Consider the following 19,118-nt stretch of genomic DNA (forward strand, 5'->3'; position numbering starts at 1 on the left):
TTACCTGTACAATTGTCGAAACCTGTTGTACAGTATCAGAGTAAAATAATTAGGTTTGAACTTTGGAAGTTAGGGGATTATGGCATCAAAGTTTGAAGTGAATTTATCTGAATTGAGATAAGAGAAGGGAGGGCTCAAAAAGCATGGATTTACCGCACTTTTAGTGTCGAAATTGGTCAGTTTTTTACAACCAGTTGGTCAGTTTTTTACAACTATTCGCTTCTCATAAGTAATAATTAATCATAACAATAGGGGGAATAATAACATGGAACAAAATAAAGTACGTAATATTATAGCATTGAATGTAGATACAGGGGAAATTGAAGCTGATTTAAAGTTAAGAGGTAATCAGAGACTAGGGATAAAGTCTTCACTTACACAAGGTCAAAAAGAACATCTTGACAAAAAAAAGGCTCAAGAGAGTTACACAAAATCACTAGGCGGATTTGTAACGGTATTTTACTTCAACAATCAAGTGTTATTTGATGATGAAGAGAGACCGAATGAGGTAATATCAAAGGCTAATTTGACACGACTTATGATGTTAGCAACGTATATGAATTATAAGAATCAGTTAGTACTGGAATCCTCTACCAATAAAGTCATTAAAGTCAAGGGAGCGGTTGAGTACATGACTAAAAAAGATATCCAACATGTTCTAAATTTGAAACCTTCTACGTTCAAGAAGTTCTTCAATGAAGTCACATCGGCTAATATCTTGATTGAGGAAAATGGTAAGTTTGTATTGAATAAAGGTTATTTTTATAAAGGTGAATTGGAAAAGTACAAGAAGGAAATTAAAGGTAATTATACACGCATGTATATTGATACCGTTCGTCAAATTTACAATGGGACGGACAGCAAGAAACATAGCATATTAACTTATGTATTCCAATTGATTCCTTGTATTCATTATTCAACGAACTTCTTATGTAATAACAATAGTGAATCGCACACTAGCATTGAGTATATGAATCTTGAGGCTATTTGTAAATTCTTAGGAGTGTCTACTAATAAGGGAAATATGAGCAAGTTTAAAAGGGATTTAATGGCTATTCGCATAAAGTATCGTGGGGAGAGCTATCACTTGTTTAATGAGATTATTCAATCAAATTCAACAACAAAAGTGCAACGATTCTTAGTCAATCCGCTATTAGTAACAAGTATGTCAAATATGAACGAGGTTAAGAAAGCGATAAGAATGTTGTTTATTGATTAGCATAAGATGGGGCTACACTTTATTACGTGTGGCTCTTTTTATATTGGATGCTCATATTTGAGTAAGAAAATCCCACTACTGATATTAGGATTCTCATAGGTGTTATGAGATTTATATGAGGATTTATGGTGAATTGTATAAATGTGCATAGGTGTTTTATATTAGGAATTATTATTAATTATAACAATTATCACATCAGACCTTAAAATAGCGACGAAAATACCGCATTTTTAAGAAGATAGAGTGTGATTTAGTTCGGTGTTTCCGAGCAAAATCGACACTTATATATAATAAGGATAGATATAAACAATAAAATCAGCATTTTATAACAAATGGCATATGGGATTTAGTACGGTAAATCCGTACTTTTTAGCATATAGGTAAAATCAATAAGTAAGCGTAAGGAGAATTAATCATGAATAAAGTAATCAAATGGATAAAGAAGTTATTTAATAAACAACAATCACAAATAAGCACTCATATGAGTGGTATAGTGTACGTTGATTTAGGAGCTTCAAGCATAAAGATGAGTTATAATGGGAAGTTTATCACATTCCGTTCTAGTGTAAGGGTGGCTAGTTATGAAGAAGTGACGTTTCAGGAGAATAAGATTCTAGTGGATGGCAAGTGGTACATCATAGGAGAGAGTGCTACATCAACAGGGAACTACAAATATAAGTTTCAAAAGGAGAATTTACACGTTCTAGTTATATATGGCTTACAACTACTTGAGTTTCAAGAAGATGAAGTACAGCTACACATACTATTGCCTTACAATGAGTTGGGAACTATTAGAGAGTTAAAGTCAAAATTGGAGAAAACTTACCAACTATATGACACTAAGATGAAGTTACAAGTTGCAAAAGTTTATGTAGAAGGTGAATCAAGTAAGCATTACATAAGCCAAAAACTAAAGCTCAAGGGGAAGAATGTGTGTGTAATCAATGTTGGATATTCAACGACCGACATTGCTTTATTTAGTAGTAAGGGTTATAGAGAGAAAATGGTATCCTTATCAATGGGAACTAATGCGATATTAAGTGAAGTAGCAGGTTATACTCAAGCACCTACAAGTTCAATTCTTAACTCATGGCTAGTTGATGGTTATAAGTTTACGAAGGATGAGCAATTACAAGTGAGTGGTGTGACAAGTAGATTCTTGAGTATGATTAAATGTGATTTAGAGTCAACGGTGTTCAAGGTAGCTAATCCTCAAAATTTAGTTATTGTATGGTGTGGCGGTGGTAGTCAGTTGCTACAAGGTGAGATTGATAAGGTATTCAAGGGCTACTCATGTAAAGTGTTAGATGTAGAAGATTCTATTTATACAGATTTAAAGGGAATGATTGAATTACATAATCCCGCTACTGATGATGAGAAAGTATTGACTAAAGAGGAACGTGAGCAAAAGATAATTGAGTTGAAAGGGCAAGGTTATAAGAGTAAAGAAGTGGCTCAAATGTTAGGATGTAGTGAGTCAACGGTTAATAACTTTATGACAAAATACAACAAGCGTGTAGCATGAATTAGTTGGTAATTATTTGTTGAAAATAGCTGTTGATTTATGGCTTAAAATATGAGTATACTGTTCGTATGAAATGGAACATATTTTTAAAAAGGAAATGTACATGTGTACTCAAGAATGTGGTAAAATCAACGTTTAGGAGCTCGATGGTTAGGGAACTACGTCGTTCCTTTTCATCTTGAAATGTATATGATGGGCGTTCGAGAGATTAATGTTTATGAATGGAATCTCACTTTAGATTAAATAATTATTAGACTTAATGAGGATTCATGCATATATTTCGACAAAAAATGCAAAATAAAAATGTCATCGTTTTACATCATAAGGAGGCAGTTACATGGCAACAAAACAAACAAAACGATTAGCTCGTAACGCATTAATTCCAGATGCATCGAAAATGGAAACGGAGTTTGGTACGGAATTTGTTGGTGATGCCAAACGTGTGACGCATAAAGTAGAAACGCGCGTCAAAACGAATGCACAGCGCTACGGATATTTTAAACGAGAAGATTAATTTAATCTGGCAGGTAAAATGTGATGAGTGAGAAAGATGATAAGTTTGTAAAATTATCTTTTCATAAACACATGAAGAAACAAGAAGTCGAGTTGAGTAGTGAGATTCCTCCATTAACAAAAGAAGAGGTTCATCGAATTAAGATAAAAGCTCAAAAAAGATTAAATAGACACTAACCTGTATTTAGTATGAATGAATGTCATGATTTTATACGATGTAAAACGATGACTTGATATAGATAAAGCTACTAGGAAATTTTCTTAGTAGCTTTTTTCTATTGTAGAGGAGAGGAAGTATATTTTATTTGTATAAATCTTGAATGTCAGTGGAAAAAAGATGTTAAGTGTATTAAAATATACAAGATAGGTTAAATTTATGAAAGGCGGTTTCTTGAATGTTCTTTAGAAAGAGGAGAAAGATACAGGTAAATAAAGAGCAAGTTTTAAACGCTCCATTGCCTCAACATATTGCGATTATTTTAGATGGAAATGGAAGATGGGCTAAAAAACGTGGGCTTCCAAGAACAGCTGGACATCAAGAAGGAGCAATGAATGTTCGAGAAATAACAAAGCTATGTGCGAATATTGGAATTAAAGCTTTAACGGTGTATGCTTTTTCAACAGAAAACTGGAAACGCCCAGATGAAGAAGTGAAGTTTTTAATGAAGTTACCGATTAAATTTTTTAATGAATTTGCTCCAGAGTTAGTTGAAAATAATATTAGGTTAAAAGTAATTGGAAATGTAGAAGAATTACCAATAGACTTGCAACAAAAAGTATTAGAAATTAGTGAATTAACCAAGAATAATACGAAGATGACGTTAACGATTGCATTAAATTACGGTTCACAAGATGAAATTAAACAAGCGGTCCAAGCCATTGCAACAGAGGTTAAAAATGGTCAGTTAAATGTGGAAGACATTAATGAAGACGTGATTGATCAACACTTAATGACTTCAGATTTACCCCCACTTGATTTAATGATTCGAACAAGTGGAGAATTGCGTATCAGTAACTATTTATTATGGCAATTAGCTTATGCAGAGTTGTACTTTACTTCGATTGCTTGGCCAGACTTTAAAGAAGAGCAGTTATATGAAGCATTATTAGATTATCAAAAGCGTAATCGACGATTTGGTGCTTTAAATGAAGCAAACTAAAGGAGTGTTTAAATCATGAAGCAGCGTGTTATCACAGCTATTATTATGATTGCGGTAGGGTTACCGATTTTAATTTATGGAAAGTTACCGTTTATCATTTTAGGCTTGTTATTAGCCCTTGTAGCGACACAGGAAATGATTGATATGAAAGAGACAGTTGCTAAAACACCAATTGAAGTGAAGCTATTTACAATGTTAGCTACTTTGATGATTATGTTTAGTTCGTTTAACTTTAAAACTTTATCATTTACTGGGACGTTAACCTTTGGGTTAGGTACAATGGCATTATTTTTATTTATTTTATTATTAGCGGTTGTGGTTCGTAAGGACTTTTCAATTAAGGATGCGGGTTACTATCTACTAACCATTTTTTATGTCGGATCAACCTTTCACTCCATGATATTTATTCGATTTTTAGGGTTAAAATTATTCTTATTTATGATTATTGTCGTAGCAGTGACAGATTCCGGTGCTTATTTTGTTGGACGTAAGTTAGGGAAACGTAAATTAGCTCCACGTATTAGTCCAAATAAGACGGTAGAAGGATCAATCGGTGGAACATTATTAGGAATTATTATTGGAACTGTTTTCGGCGTGTTCACGGGATTATCAACTCAGATTTTAATGCTGATTATCATGAGTTTAGTCGTAGCAGCTGTAGCACAATTTGGTGATTTAGTGGCTTCTTCAATGAAGCGAGAATATGGAATTAAAGATTTTGGAAAGTTATTCCCAGGTCACGGTGGCGTTCTCGATCGTTTTGACAGTCACTTATATGCTTCATTGGCACTTTATATTTTAATTAATGTATTGAATGTGGTGATTTAGATGAAAAATATTTATTTATTAGGGGCAACAGGTTCAATCGGAACGCAAACACTAGATGTGATTCGACAGCATCCAGATAAGTTTCGATTAGTCGCTTTTTCAGCGGGACGTAATATCCAACTAACACAAGCAATTATTGAAGAGTTTCAGCCGTCATATGTATCAGTTATCAGTGAAGAAGATGCGAAAAAGTTATCTCACTTATATCCAGCCATTCATTTTGGATTTGGAAGTGAAGGATTAATCACGGTTGCAACTTATGACGAAGTACCAGGAGATGAACACTTTGTATTATCAGCGGTGATGGGATCAGTTGGATTATTACCAACACTAAAGGCGATTGAAATGCGTCGTACCATTGGAATTGCAAATAAGGAAACACTCGTGACAGCTGGACATTTAGTCATGGAAAAAGCAAAGCAATATGGGGTTAAGTTATTACCTGTTGATAGTGAGCATTCGGCAATTTATCAATGCTTACAAGGTGAAGATTCAAAAGCGGTAAAGAAATTGATTATCACAGCAAGTGGTGGATCATTCCGTGATTATACACGAGAGATGCTACAAAATGTTACACGTGAGCAAGCGTTAAATCACCCCAATTGGTCGATGGGGGCTAAGATTACTATTGACTCAGCTTCAATGATGAATAAAGGACTAGAAGTCATTGAAGCACATTGGTTATTTGATATGCCCTACGATCGTATTGAAACGATTTTACATCGCCAAAGTATTATTCATTCGATGGTTGAGTTTGAAGATACGAGTATTATTGCCCATTTAGGAACACCGGATATGCGTATTCCGATTCAATTTGCAATGAGTTATCCAGAGCGTATTGATTTAAAGCAGGCGAAATCATTGAATTTAGCTGAAGTAGGAACATTAGAATTTAAACCAATGGATTTTGAGCGCTTCCCATGTTTAAAGATGGCTTATGATGCTGGACGTATGGGCGGAAGTTGCCCGACAGTATTAAATGCAGCTAATGAAGCAGCGGTAGATTTGTTTTTACGAAATAAGATCAGTTTCCTAGGAATCGAAGAGGTTGTTTATGAAGCATTATCGGCCCATCAAACGATTACTAACCCAACCTTAGATGAAATTTTAGAAATTGATTGTGACGTTCGAAAAAATATCATGACAAAGTATGAATAATGGAGGAAGGACAGATGATAGGAATTATAAGTTTTATTTTAGCACTAGGTATCATTATCTTAGTTCATGAATTAGGGCATTTTCTTGTAGCAAAACATTATGGAATTTTATGTCATGAGTTTTCAATTGGAATGGGGCCAACGGTCTGGAGTAAAAAGAAGGGGGAAACAACTTACTCTATTCGTGCTATTCCATTCGGTGGATTTGTTGCGATGGCAGGCGAAGAAGCTGAAAAAGAAATGGTTAAGGTTGATCAAGTAGTCGGTGTCAGTTTTTCACGACAAGGACTTGTTGATCGAATTTACTTAAAGCCAGAAGATCAAAAGCCAGAAGTCATTGGAACGATTAAATCGGTTGACTTATATAAACAATTAACGATATCCCTTGAAACAGAAGATGGAATACTTCGTGAGTTTAATGTTGAACATGAGGCGTATTATATCCTTGAAAAAGGAACTCAACAAATTGCTCCTTATGATCGTTGTTTAGAATCAAAATCAAAATGGGCACGTTTTGCGACTATGGTAGCTGGAGCAACGATGAACTTTGTTTTAGCCCTTGTCTTATTCTTTATTGTGGGTTTATCAGTAGGTATGCCAACCTATTCGAATACGCTTGGTCAAATTATTCAAGATTCTCCAGCTCAAGTTGCTGGATTAGAAGAAGGGGATACGATTGTTTCTTATAATAATCAAGTGGTGAGTAATTGGGAAGACTTAACGGCGGCTATTCAAAGTACGACAGAATCGACGACACTAACTTATATTCGTAATGGCCAAACACACACGGTAGAAATTACACCACAAGTCAATGATCGTGAGGGAACGTTAGTTTCTTCAATAGGTGTGGGTCCTGAATATGAAAGATCATTATTAACTGGTTTCAAGTACTCCATTTTTAAAACAAAAGAAGCTTTTGTTTCAATTTTTGAGACCTTTAGAATGTTATTCGTAACAAAAGAGGCGGGAATTAATGATTTATCGGGACCAGTTGGCATTTATAAAATGACGTCAACAATTGCGACTTATGGATTAACATCATTACTAATCTGGGTTGGGTTCTTAAGTGTGAATATTGGAATTATGAATTTACTTCCATTCCCAGCTTTAGATGGTGGACGTATCTTATTCGTATTAATTGAAGCGATTATTGGACGTCCAGTTGATCGTCGAATTGAAGGTTATATTCATATGACGGGATTACTTTTATTCTTTGGATTATTTATTTATGTCACATTTAACGATATCATTCGTTTAATTAGTGCATAAAAAGATTGAAAAGGGATTAAAAAGATGCGATAATGAACAATTAGAGACGGTAAAATGTCGAGACTAATTGAATAATAGTCGTAGTAAGCTTTAGGAGGACCAAACATGAAACAATCTATGATGTTTATTCCAACGCTACGTGAAGTACCAAGTGATGCAGAAATTCGTTCTCATCAGTTCTTATTACGTGCTGGATTTATTAAACAAGTTGCAGCAGGAGTTTATACATACTTACCTCTTGCAAAACGCGTTTTAAATAACGTTGAAGGAATCGTTCGCGAAGAGTTAGATGCGATCGGTGGAAATGAATTATTAATGCCTGCGTTACAACCAAAAGAATTATGGGATGAATCAGGACGTTGGGATGTTTATGGATCAGAGTTAATGCGTTTAACAGATCGTAATAACCGTGAATTTGCTTTAGGGCCAACACATGAAGAAGTCATTACACACGTTGTTCGTGACTTCTTAAATTCATATAAAAAATTACCATTAACAGTTTACCAAATTCAAACAAAATTCCGTGATGAAGCACGCCCTCGTTTCGGATTAATGCGTGGACGCGAGTTCATCATGAAAGATGCTTATTCATTCCATGCGACACAAGAGTCTTTAGATGAAGCGTATAATAACTTTGTTCAAGCTTATACAAACATCTTTACTCGTTGTGGATTAAACTTCCGTATGGTAGAAGCTGATAGTGGACAAATTGGTGGATCTCAATCTGCGGAATTTATGGCATTAGCTGAAATTGGAGAAGATACAATCGTCTACTCAACAACTGGATCATTTGCTGCTAATATTGAGGTAGCTGATTTACCAGTTGGAGCACCATCTCCAGACGGTGTTGGTGTCGTTGACCACGCGAAAGGAATCGAAGTTGGACACGTGTTCAAATTAGGAACAAAATATTCTGAACCAATGAATGCTGTTTTCTTAGATGAAAACCAAAAGAAACAACCAATCATTATGGGATGCTATGGAATTGGTGTTAGCCGTGTAATGATGGCAGTAATTGAACAAAATAACGATGAAAATGGAATGATTTGGCCAAAATCAATCGCTCCATTTGATGTTCATGTCGTTCCAGTTGATGTGAAAAAAGCAGATCAATTAGAAGCAGCAGAAAAAATCTATGCTGATTTAAAAACAGCAGGATTTGATGTTCTATTAGACGACCGTAAAGAGCGCGCAGGAGTTAAATTCTCTGATGCTGACTTAATCGGATTACCAATCCGAGTAACAGTTGGACGTGGTATTGCTGACGGTTTAGTTGAAGTAAAAGTTCGTCAAACAGGTGAAGTTGCTGAAGTGGCAGTTGCTGACTTAATGACATTTGTTCAAGAAAAATATGAAACATTAGCATAATGTGAAAAGTTCTCTCTTTTTGAGGGAACTTTTTTTATATCAATTAAAAAAATCCATAATAACTTAGAGTCATGGTTGGTTAAATTTTAATGATGAAATAATCGTCAAATAATGATAAAATGTATTAGTTATGACTAACTAGTCTTTTATATAGAAAAGGGGGAGCCCCGTATGCAAAAACAGATGCAAATTTTATTGGAACAAATTCAATATCCGGAGCATCAACTTTTTTTATTTGAAGAAAAAACGATTGAGAAAGTAGATGTTTTTCGTAAGCGTCAAGCATTACTTTTTCATTTAACGTTTGATACACCGCTTATTTCAGCAGCTTTTTATGAGTTTTATTCACGATTTGATCACACATTTGGTCGTATTCAAACAGTGAATCAAGCAACATTTACGATTCGTTATTTAAGTCGACCAAGTGACGAGCAAATTTTAGAATATTGGCCGCTGATGATTGAATATTTAAGCCGTCAAGATTTATTAATTCGCTGTCTTGAGAGCTTTAAAGCTTCTGTTGTAGGTGATGAGTTACAAATCGCTGTTAAGGATGAGCAATATTATAATGAAATTCAACAAAAGTATGCGACTAAGATTCAGCAAAGTTATGAACGCTTTGGGTTCCCAATTAAACAGGTTCGACCAATTTATTCAGAAGATGCTCTTTCAGATGCAGATATTTTAACAGAGCGAGAAACGTCATTACCACCAATTGTAGAAATTCCAAAGCCTATTGAACCAGAGGCGGAGCCACAAAAACCGGTTTATCGTGGTGAAGGTGGAGGTTATGGTGGAAGTCGCGGAGGCTATTCGCGAAAAGAGCCAGAAGTGACAGAGACATCAATTGGAGGACCGATTAATGGAACTCCGATGAACTGTAAAGATATTGATGATGAAATGAGTCGCTGTATTTTAGAAGGATATATCTTTGATGCCGAAACACGCGATATCCGAAATGGTGAGATGATGTTAATTACGGCTAAATTTACAGATTATACGGATTCGATTTATATTAAAATGTTTGCTAAATCAGCAGAAATGAAAAAAATGGTTCCTAAAATTTTGAAAAAAGGTAATTGGGTTCGTGTGAGTGGACGTATTCAATTTGACTCATTCTCAAAAGAGTTAAGTATGATGGTAAATGCAGCAAACGTGATTGATGCTAAAACAGAACCTCGTAAAGATCTAGCACCAGAAGGTGAGAAGCGTGTGGAGCTTCATGTCCATACGAAAATGAGTGCAATGGATGGTGTAACCGATATTGCAGATTACATTAAGCAAGCGGCACAGTGGGGACATAAAGCGATTGCTTTAACGGATCATGGTGTTGTTCAGGCAATTCCTGACGCTTATCATGCCGCAAAGAAAAATGATATTAAAGTCATTTATGGCGTTGAAGGTTATCTAGTTGAAGATGAACCGAAAATTGCTTGGGATGAACAACCGTTAAATTTAAATGATGCTACCTATGTCGTTTATGACGTCGAAACCACTGGTTTTTCGACAAATTATGATGTGATTATTGAGATTGCAGCGGTAAAAATTAAAAATGGTGCGATTATTGATGAGTTTTCAGACTTTGCAAACCCTCATCGTAAACTTTCGTTAAAAACAATTGAATTAACTCATATTTTACAAAGTGATGTTGATCATGCACCTGAACTTGAGGATGTCATGCGCCGCTTTAAAGCTTGGTCAGAAGACTGTATTTTAGTTGCTCATAATGCAGCCTTTGATATGGGGCATTTACATGCTACCTATAAACGCTTTAATTTAGGTCCATGTACAAATCCTGTCATTGATACACTGGCTGCAGCTCGTGTGATGTATCACCACCAATTTGGGGTGTATTGGAATTATGCGACAGATGCAACCATTGATGAAAAATTTAAGCGTAAGATGAAACGATTTAACTTAAAGGCGCTATCGAAATTCTTTAAGGTAGAATTAACTCAACATCACCGTGCCATTTACGATGCACGTGCCACAGGTCAAGCCTTTATCTTATTACTTAAAGATATGATGAAGCTAGGTATTAAGACGCATGATGAAATTAATAACCTAGTGGATAAAGATACATCGTTTAAGCTCGATTATTCTACGCATGTAACCATTTTAGCAAAAAATGAAGTTGGATTTAAAAACTTATTTAAAGTCGTTTCTCAATCGATGACAAACGACTTATATGGTCAGCCGCGTATTCGTCGTAGCTACTTAGAAGCTCATCGTGAAGGGTTATTAATTGGAAGTAGTTGTGTCAATGGTGAGGTTTTTGAAACAGCAATCAATAAATCATACGAGGAATTAAAAGAAAAAGCTAAGTTTTACGACTACTTAGAAGTTCAACCTCCAGAAGTTTATTCACATTTAATTGATTTAAATTCAAAAGAGATGGCAGGGTATATTATTCAAACGATTGAACGTATTATCAAAGTTGGTGAAGAGTTAAATATCCCAGTCTGCGCCACAGGAGATGTTCATCACTTAAATCGTGAAGATAAAATATATCGTCAGATTTATACACGCACACCATCAATCGGAGGTGGACGTCATCCGTTAAATCATCCAGATATTAAATCGATTCCAAGTATGCATTTTAGAACAACGGATGAGATGTTTAATGATTTCCACTTCTTGAGTGAAGAAAAACAAAAAGAAATCATTGTAACAAATCCAAATATGATTGCCGATCAATGTGAGATGATTAAAGCGATTAAAGATGAGTTATTTACGCCTGCAGATGATTTCTTAAAAGATAAAGGGATTCCAAGTATCAAAGATCGTTTAAGTGAGATGTGTTATGAGCGTGCGTATGAATGGTATGGATCAGAATTACCACAGTATGTATTAGACCGCCTCATTAAAGAATTAAATAGTATCATTGGTAATGGATTCGCTGTTATTTACTATATTTCACACATGTTAGTTAAGAAATCACTCGACGATGGGTACTTAGTAGGTTCTCGTGGTTCAGTTGGATCGTCTTTCGTAGCCACATTAATGGATATTACTGAAGTTAACCCTTTATCACCGCATTATCGATGTCCGAACTGTTTATTCTCTGCCTTTAAGATGAATGAAGATGAAAAAGGGCGTTATGGGATTCGTAAAGAAGAAGAACCATTCCAGGATATTTTAGCCAATGCGGAATCTGGATTTGACTTACCAGATGCGAATTGTCCACATTGCGGAACGAAAATGCGTAAAGATGGACATGATATTCCGTTCGAGACCTTCCTTGGATTTAAAGGAGATAAAGTTCCCGATATCGATTTAAACTTCTCAGGTGAATACCAACCCGTCGCTCATTTATATTGCCGTGAAGTCTTCGGTGATGATTTTGCTTTCCGTGCCGGAACGATTGGTACGGTTGCTGAAAAGACAGCTTTTGGGTATGTTAAAGGATTTATTGAGGATACACATAAAGAGATGCGTACCGCTGAAATTGAACGTTTAGCCAAAGGATGTGAAGGGGTTCGTCGTACATCAGGACAGCACCCGGGTGGAATTATCGTTGTACCAAACTACATGGATATTTATGATGTCACACCCATTCAATATCCAGCAGATGATCCAACAGCAGAATGGCGTACCACACATTTCGACTTCCACTCAATTCATGATAACTTATTAAAACTTGATATTCTTGGGCACGATGATCCGACGGTCATTCGTTATTTACAAGATATTTCTGGTATTGATCCAAAAGATATTCCAACAGATGATCCCGAGGTTTACAAACTGTTTTATTCAACGGAATCATTAGGTGTGACGCCAGAGCAAATTCGTTCAACGACGGGATCATATGGAGTACCTGAGTTTGGAACCCCATTCGTTCGTAACATGCTTGAAGATACAAAACCAAAAACATTTGCTGAGTTAGTTAAAATTTCGGGTCTATCACATGGAACAGATGTTTGGCTAAATAATGCGGCTGATTTAGTAGCAGGTAAGTACGATAAATTTGGTAAGATTGAATTTAAGAATGTTATCGGATGTCGTGATGATATCATGGTTTACTTAATGTATGGTGGGTTAGAACCAGCCTTAGCCTTCAAAATTATGGAGTTTGTTCGTAAAGGAATGGCAAGTAAAGTGCCAGATGGATGGAAAGAATTTGAAGAAGAAATGCGTAAGCATAATATTCCAGAATGGTATATTTGGTCATGTGGTCAGATTAAGTACATGTTCCCAAAAGCCCATGCGACAGCTTACGTTTTAATGGCAATACGTATTGCTTGGTTTAAAGTTCATCATCCAATTTATTATTACTGTGCATACTTCTCAAAACGTGCAGATGTGTTTGAAATGGAAACCATGATTAAGGGGCCAGATGCGATTCGTAAACGTCTAGATGAAATTGAAGAAAAAGGATTTGAAGCGACACCAAAAGAGAAAAACTTAGTCACGATTTTAGAAATTGCGCTTGAAATGACAGAGCGTGGCTTCTATTTCCAAAACTTTAATATTGAGGAATCACAAGCGGTTGATTTCAAAATTTCAGAAGATAAAAAATCATTAATTCCACCATTTACCGCTTTAGACGGATTAGGGGAGAACGTAGCGCGTCAAATCGTAGCTGCTCGTGAAGAAGAACCCTTTAAAACGATTAAAGACGTTCAAACACGTGGAAAAGTTTCAAAAACATTAATCGAAAAATTACAATTAATGAATGTCTTTGGAGACATGGAATTAGGGAATGATAAGCCAGCTAAAGCATCGGTTCAACCACCAAGTAACCAAATGACATTATTCTAATCTTACGAGGTCCACTTTTGGGGGACCTCTTTTTTAATAATCATAAAATTAAATTGTTAATATATACAAAAAAATTCATAGATTCCCGTTAATCACTCATACTAAGGTTAGTTTAGATTGGAAAGGAGATTGTTGAGATGTTTTTAGAAGCTTATATTCCTCCTCAGATTGAATTAGCCGTCGAGGTTGATGCTCCTTATATTTTTGATCGTAAAATAGCGGATGTGACAGGAGATCAAGTGGATGACTTTATTTATCTTGCAGGAAATAAAAAAAGTTCAGATGCGATTTACCAAGAGGATATTACAATTTTTGTCGTTGATGGTGTGACGAGCGAAGTCACGGAAAAAACTCTTGATTTAAATGGTGGTTATGGTAGTACACTTTTTTTAGGTGATTTTAATCAAGACGATATTAATGATATTTATGTCTCAATTAGTTCTGGTGGAAGTGGAAATATTCATTATTATTACATTTATAGTTTTAAAGATAAAAAGCCAGTCCAGTTACTCGATTATAATGATTTGAATGATTTATATGATTGGAGTATTAGTTTTACGAATAACTATGGAGTCATCGTTAAAAATAACACCATTAATCAAACCTATAAACTGGATCTTTCAACAAAAGATAAAGAGCTATTAGATAAGTACTATACTCCTGAAGGAAAAGTTAAAGAAAATTTAAGAGGAGATGTGTTGCCGTTAGGTGGATTATATCCAATTATGACTCCAAGGGGACAAGATGCTTATAGCTTAGTAGCCTCACAACGAATTGTTGGAATTGCAACGGTAGATAATTTAGGTATTGTTGAAGTTTATTTAACGTATCAAGACGGGAAGTTTGTTCCTTATCAAATTGTTGTAGGAAATGAAACGGATTTCGAATAATTGATGAGAAAACAGTATAAAAGATTAAAAAACAATGGCCCAGTCTAGTGAAAGAGTTGGCTTCCCTTTGAAATTATGGTACAGTATACATATGTAATATGAAGGGGGCCACATTCTTGAAAGTTCAAATGGTAGATGGTTATGACATAGAACTTTATGTCTATGAGCCACAAGCAGAAATTCGAACACGTGGAGTGATTCAATTAGTTCATGGTTCTTGTGAACATACGATGCGTTACGAGCAGTTTATTGCTTATTTAATCAGCCAAGGCTATGTTGTTTATGCGAATGATCATCGTGGACATGGAGCATCTGTGAAGAGTGCAGATGATTATGGATATTTTGGTGAAACTAACGGATGGAGTAAAATGGTGGATGATTTAAAATCGATTAATGATTTAATTCATGCCAAACATCCAGATTTACCAATTGTTATGTTAGGTCATAGTATGGGATCATTTTTAGCAAGACATTATGCGATTGATTATGGAGAGACGATTAATGGCTTGATTTTAACTGGAACGGCACATGAACCAAAATATCAATTAGTCGCAGGAAAAATAGCTGCTAAAATAATCAAACGTATCAAAGGTTCAAGATATCGTAGTCCTTTGATTCACCGATTATCATATGGAACCTTTAATCAACACATTGAAAATGCTAAAACGCCAAGTGATTGGATTTGTTATGATGAAAGTATAGTGAAACAATTTTGTGCTGATTCAAGTTGTGGGTTTGTTTTTACTACTGCAGGATTTGAAGATTTATTTACTGGCTTATTGTATATAACAAATGAGAAGAATATAAAAAAAATGCCATATGATTTGCCTGTTTTATTATTATCAGGTGAAGATGATCCCGTTGGTGGATATGGTCAAATGGTTATCAAAGCTTATGAAGTTATGAAAGACGCTGGATTAGTTGATATTAATTATAAATTATATCAGAAAATGCGTCATGAAATTTTAAATGAAAAAGAAAAAAACATCGTTTATGAAGAAATTCATCAATGGCTAGAAGAAGCGATATAAAATAAAAACCAGAGATTCGATCTCTGGTTTTTATTTTATTAATGAGTGGTTGTCAGCGTTGAGGAGGATTTTTCCTGTTCTTGTTTACAACTAATAAAACTAGTTAAAATCCCTAAAGCTGAAATAAATAGGAAAATAAAGAAACATAGTTTATATTGACTAGCACTGTAGTAACGGACAGCGTCTGTGCTGCTTCCGACATAAGTTAAATCAAGAAAAGTACCAATTAATAAGGTGATGAGTGAGCTTGCGATAAACTCCCCAGCATTAATAAAACTGCTAGCCAGCCCATTGTTATCAGGTGTACAGTAATTTGTAATATCAGTAAAGGATAGGATGTGTGCGGTGGCGAAAAATCCTATCATAAATAGTAAAATCGGTAGGATGGAAAGAGGTGGTTGTCCATTGGCTATGATTAAAAAGTAGATCCAACAAAGTGTCATTAGAGTCGAAGCAATGCGCTGGCAAAGTGAGATTTGATATTTAAACCAGCTTAGAATTTTATTAATACATAATGAACCAACAATTAACCCAATAAGAATAAAGGAAATATAAAATGAAGCTTTTGTTTCAGTTAGGTGATAGACAGTTGATAAATAGTTGACCCCCCAAACACCAGAAAAAGCAGTCGTACAACCGACTAATGTGAACAGGGCAAAGAAATTACGCCAAATGGAACGATTTAAGAGGACCGTTTTCAATGCTTGTTTCAAATTAATCTTTTGTGAAATACCTGTTTTTCCTTTTGCTTCGAATCCATAATCGTTAGGATGATTTTTAACATAGATAAAGATTAACAGTGAGATAATGACACAAAGGAATCCCATCCAAGTCATTGAACCACGCCACCCCATGTAAGCCACTAAAATGGCAAGTGGAAATGTAGCAAGCATCCCCCCCATATTCCCAATAAATGAAAGGAGTCCTGAAGCACGCGTAAATTCACGCTGGTTAAACCAAATACTTTGGGCTTTTAAGACAGAAATAAAAATAACGGACGTTCCAAGTCCAACAAGTAGTCGTCCCATATACGCGAGAGATATGGATGGAGTTATTCCGAGTAAAATTGATCCGATTCCTGTTAGTAAGACACCCAAACCACTGATTTTACGATATCCGTAAAGATCTAGTAACAATCCAGCAGGAATTTGCATTAAAGCATATGTATAAAAGGTTACCGAGGCAATATTACTAACTTGTGTAGCAGTTGCATTTAAGTCCGCACTCATAGGGGATGAAATGACACCCATGGATCCGCGATGGAAGAGAGAAAGGACAAATGAAAAGGTTAAAATAATCCAAATTCTCCATTTATAAAAGTTATAACTTTTCATAATGATTCTCCTTTGAAATTAAAATTCATTTACCACTTATTATGGATGATAAAGAGAAAAAAGGCAATAAAAACCATTTTTTCTATTAATTATTTTAAGGTTGCTGATAGGTTCATCTCAATTTAGTGGGAGGGAGTTTCACTGATTTAGCGAATAAAAAACAGCAACTCATCGTGGTTGCTGTTGAATAGACTTAATTAAAATCGTTTTTGAGCTAATTGTTTAAAATATTCAATATCTTCGATGATTAAATCGAGTGATTTTTTCCAAAAGGCTTGATCTTCAATATCAATATCCATTGTTTGAGCGACTTCTTTAGCCGATAGTTTACCCGTTACTGCCAAAAGGTTTTTATAAGCTTTAGGGAAGTCTTCGCCCTGTTCTTCATATTTGGCATATAGACCTTTTGCAAATAATAACCCAAAGGCATAAGGAAAGTTATAGAAGTTAGAAGAAGCATCGTAATAGTGAGGTTTACATGCCCACATATAAGGGTGTAAATAATTGGGATCAAGGCCATCACCATAGGATTCTTTTTGAGCTTTAATCATCATTTCATTTAATTCTTTAACCCCAACTGAACTTTCTTCTCGGCGTTTGAAGAGTTCAGTTTCAAATAAATAACGGCTATAAATGTCGACGATGATTTGAGTGGCGTCTGTTAATTCTTGTTCTAAAACAGCAAACGCTTGTTCCTCGTCACCACCTTTAATCGCAGCCTTTTTAACGATGGTTTCACAGAAGGTTGACGCTGTTTCAGCTAAAGGCATAGGATAACCGGAGTTTAAGATACTTTCTTCATTTAAGCAATAGCCATGAAATCCGTGTCCGAGCTCATGAGCCATCGTAATGACATCACTAAATTGATCGCCATAATTTAATAAGAAACGACTTTGTTTAATGATGTGTAAGTTTGAGCAGAAGGCACCACCTACTTTTCCTTGTTTGGGATAAACATCAATCCAAGCCCCTTCCATCGCCTCTTTGGCATACTCAGCCAGTTCGTCAGAAAAGGTTTTAAATAATTTTAGAACATATTGTGTTCCTTGTTCATAGTCAAAGGTTTGAGTGTGAGTTCCAAGTGGAGCAAATAAATCATAAAATGGAAGACCGTTTTTATGACCTAGACATTTTGCTTTTGTTTTTAGAAAGTCACGAAAATGAGGTAGGGCTTCTACGATGGCAGCGAGCATCGCATCTAATGTTTTTTTTGTGATGCGAGATTTTAAAAGTGTTTCTTCAAGGGCAGATTCATAGCCACGCCATTTACATAATGTAATGACTTCGCCTTTAATGTTGCTCAAACAAGCAGCTAAACTATCATCCACTTTTTCATAGGCTTTTAATTCAGCTTCATACGCCGCTTTACGGATATCAGGATTTTTATCGTGTGCGAGATTTCGTGCCATGGTGAGTGGCATGGATTTAACCTCATCCTGGAGCGGGACATCAACCATGAGCTTAGATGTCAACATATCTTTTAACTTTGACCACGCAATGGAACCTGTATTTTGTAATTTAGCCACAATAGCTTCTTCTTTATCACTTAATAAATGAGCGCTGAATTGTTGAATCTCATGGAATAAAAAGGAATGGTCTTTTAATGCCTCTGATTGAGATAAAAAGGAATCGATATTTTTTAAAGACCCAATCCAATGATTAACTTTTGCTTCACTTGAAGCTAAAGCACTACTTTTTTCATTTAAAATATCTGAGTATTTTAATGCTTTTTCATCACTTGTATTAGTGCTTAAAGTTAAGGAACAAAATGAGAAGAGTCGTTGAAATAAGCTGGCCATTTCAATTTGAAATTCTAGATACTCTTCTAGCTTTTTGACTTCATTTTTATCTATATTAGATAGAGATTGTGCATACGTTTCATAGCGCTTGATGAGGTCATCAACGGTATTTAAGTCATTTAAGAAGTCTTCACTTTCAAATGATTCATATAATTCTTTTAAGCTCCAAGTCGTTTCCATAAAACGCCTCCTTTATTCATTCTCTTAGTAGTCTAAACCGATTTGAGGTAAAATATGATTGAAAAATTGTAAATTTGGAGTAAA

Annotated in this window: 14 protein-coding genes; 12 read left to right on the forward strand and 2 right to left on the reverse strand. The window is 35.2% G+C overall.

What is annotated here, in order from left to right; all coding sequences use genetic code 11:
* Positions 1-265 precede the first annotated feature (265 nt).
* From NEH75_RS05945 to NEH75_RS06000, 12 genes are all read left to right on the forward strand, one after another.
* Positions 266-1,219 carry a hypothetical protein gene (locus tag NEH75_RS05945; protein ID WP_262948632.1) on the forward strand — a complete coding sequence of 318 codons (954 nt, stop codon included), beginning with the start codon at positions 266-268 and terminating at the stop codon, positions 1,217-1,219.
* A gap of 415 nt (positions 1,220-1,634) precedes the next feature.
* Positions 1,635-2,744 carry a LuxR C-terminal-related transcriptional regulator gene (locus NEH75_RS05950; protein ID WP_262948633.1) on the forward strand — a complete coding sequence of 370 codons (1,110 nt, stop codon included), beginning with the start codon at positions 1,635-1,637 and terminating at the stop codon, positions 2,742-2,744.
* 337 nt (positions 2,745-3,081) lie between these two features.
* A complete protein-coding gene (locus NEH75_RS05955; RefSeq protein WP_172676247.1) occupies positions 3,082-3,258 on the forward strand; it encodes a hypothetical protein in 177 nt (58 codons plus the stop codon).
* Between the two features lie 23 nt (positions 3,259-3,281).
* The gene (locus NEH75_RS05960; RefSeq protein ID WP_156344102.1) at positions 3,282-3,434 is read left to right on the forward strand and encodes a hypothetical protein; all 153 of its coding nucleotides are present in this window, start codon (positions 3,282-3,284) and stop codon (positions 3,432-3,434) included.
* Positions 3,435-3,652: 218 nt separating this feature from the next.
* Positions 3,653-4,417, forward strand: a complete 765-nt coding sequence (locus NEH75_RS05965) for an isoprenyl transferase (RefSeq protein WP_055274954.1) — start codon at positions 3,653-3,655, stop codon at positions 4,415-4,417.
* A 15-nt stretch (positions 4,418-4,432) separates the two neighbouring features.
* On the forward strand, positions 4,433-5,245 hold the full coding sequence (locus NEH75_RS05970) for a phosphatidate cytidylyltransferase (RefSeq protein WP_068758825.1): 813 nt from the start codon (positions 4,433-4,435) through the stop codon (positions 5,243-5,245).
* Positions 5,246-6,403, forward strand: a complete 1,158-nt coding sequence (gene dxr, locus NEH75_RS05975) for a 1-deoxy-D-xylulose-5-phosphate reductoisomerase (protein ID WP_055241418.1) — start codon at positions 5,246-5,248, stop codon at positions 6,401-6,403.
* Between the two features lie 14 nt (positions 6,404-6,417).
* Positions 6,418-7,671: an RIP metalloprotease RseP gene (rseP, locus tag NEH75_RS05980; RefSeq protein WP_262948634.1), complete on the forward strand. Its 1,254-nt coding sequence runs from the start codon at positions 6,418-6,420 to the stop codon at positions 7,669-7,671.
* Between the two features lie 105 nt (positions 7,672-7,776).
* On the forward strand, positions 7,777-9,039 hold the full coding sequence (gene proS / locus NEH75_RS05985) for a proline--tRNA ligase (RefSeq protein ID WP_055241413.1): 1,263 nt from the start codon (positions 7,777-7,779) through the stop codon (positions 9,037-9,039).
* 171 nt (positions 9,040-9,210) lie between these two features.
* Positions 9,211-13,800 (forward strand): PolC-type DNA polymerase III, encoded by a 4,590-nt coding sequence (locus NEH75_RS05990; protein ID WP_055304614.1) that lies wholly within the window; start codon positions 9,211-9,213, stop codon positions 13,798-13,800.
* Positions 13,801-13,937: 137 nt separating this feature from the next.
* Positions 13,938-14,690, forward strand: a complete 753-nt coding sequence (locus tag NEH75_RS05995; protein WP_055274962.1) for a hypothetical protein — start codon at positions 13,938-13,940, stop codon at positions 14,688-14,690.
* Between the two features lie 116 nt (positions 14,691-14,806).
* A complete protein-coding gene (locus NEH75_RS06000; RefSeq protein WP_262948635.1) occupies positions 14,807-15,721 on the forward strand; it encodes a lysophospholipase in 915 nt (304 codons plus the stop codon).
* 38 nt (positions 15,722-15,759) lie between these two features.
* On the opposite strand, the gene NEH75_RS06005 is transcribed toward NEH75_RS06000, so the two are convergent.
* Together NEH75_RS06005 and NEH75_RS06010 are read right to left on the reverse strand one after the other, a co-directional pair.
* Entirely contained in the window at positions 15,760-17,055 is a 1,296-nt protein-coding gene (locus NEH75_RS06005) for an MFS transporter (protein WP_212725862.1), read from the reverse strand.
* A 197-nt stretch (positions 17,056-17,252) separates the two neighbouring features.
* The gene (locus NEH75_RS06010) at positions 17,253-19,034 is read right to left on the reverse strand and encodes a M3 family oligoendopeptidase (protein WP_055241404.1); all 1,782 of its coding nucleotides are present in this window, start codon (positions 19,032-19,034) and stop codon (positions 17,253-17,255) included.
* Between the last annotated feature and the right edge of the window lie 84 nt (positions 19,035-19,118).

The sequence above is a fragment of the Turicibacter sp. T129 genome (genome assembly GCF_025594975.1).
Taxonomy (GTDB): Bacteria; Bacillota_I; Bacilli_A; order MOL361; family Turicibacteraceae; genus Turicibacter; species Turicibacter bilis.

What these genes read in the sequence shown, in the direction of transcription:
- NEH75_RS05945 (WP_262948632.1), top strand. Translation starts at nt 266, where the DNA reads ATGGAACAAAATAAAGTACGTAATATTATAGCATTGAATGTAGATACA.
- NEH75_RS05950 (WP_262948633.1), top strand. Translation starts at nt 1,635, where the DNA reads ATGAATAAAGTAATCAAATGGATAAAGAAGTTATTTAATAAACAACAA.
- NEH75_RS05955 (WP_172676247.1), top strand. Translation starts at nt 3,082, where the DNA reads ATGGCAACAAAACAAACAAAACGATTAGCTCGTAACGCATTAATTCCA.
- NEH75_RS05960 (WP_156344102.1), top strand. Translation starts at nt 3,282, where the DNA reads ATGAGTGAGAAAGATGATAAGTTTGTAAAATTATCTTTTCATAAACAC.
- NEH75_RS05965 (WP_055274954.1), top strand. Translation starts at nt 3,653, where the DNA reads ATGTTCTTTAGAAAGAGGAGAAAGATACAGGTAAATAAAGAGCAAGTT.
- NEH75_RS05970 (WP_068758825.1), top strand. Translation starts at nt 4,433, where the DNA reads ATGAAGCAGCGTGTTATCACAGCTATTATTATGATTGCGGTAGGGTTA.
- dxr (WP_055241418.1), top strand. Translation starts at nt 5,246, where the DNA reads ATGAAAAATATTTATTTATTAGGGGCAACAGGTTCAATCGGAACGCAA.
- rseP (WP_262948634.1), top strand. Translation starts at nt 6,418, where the DNA reads ATGATAGGAATTATAAGTTTTATTTTAGCACTAGGTATCATTATCTTA.
- proS (WP_055241413.1), top strand. Translation starts at nt 7,777, where the DNA reads ATGAAACAATCTATGATGTTTATTCCAACGCTACGTGAAGTACCAAGT.
- NEH75_RS05990 (WP_055304614.1), top strand. Translation starts at nt 9,211, where the DNA reads ATGCAAAAACAGATGCAAATTTTATTGGAACAAATTCAATATCCGGAG.
- NEH75_RS05995 (WP_055274962.1), top strand. Translation starts at nt 13,938, where the DNA reads ATGTTTTTAGAAGCTTATATTCCTCCTCAGATTGAATTAGCCGTCGAG.
- NEH75_RS06005 (WP_212725862.1), bottom strand. Translation starts at nt 17,055, where the DNA reads ATGAAAAGTTATAACTTTTATAAATGGAGAATTTGGATTATTTTAACC.
- NEH75_RS06010 (WP_055241404.1), bottom strand. Translation starts at nt 19,034, where the DNA reads ATGGAAACGACTTGGAGCTTAAAAGAATTATATGAATCATTTGAAAGT.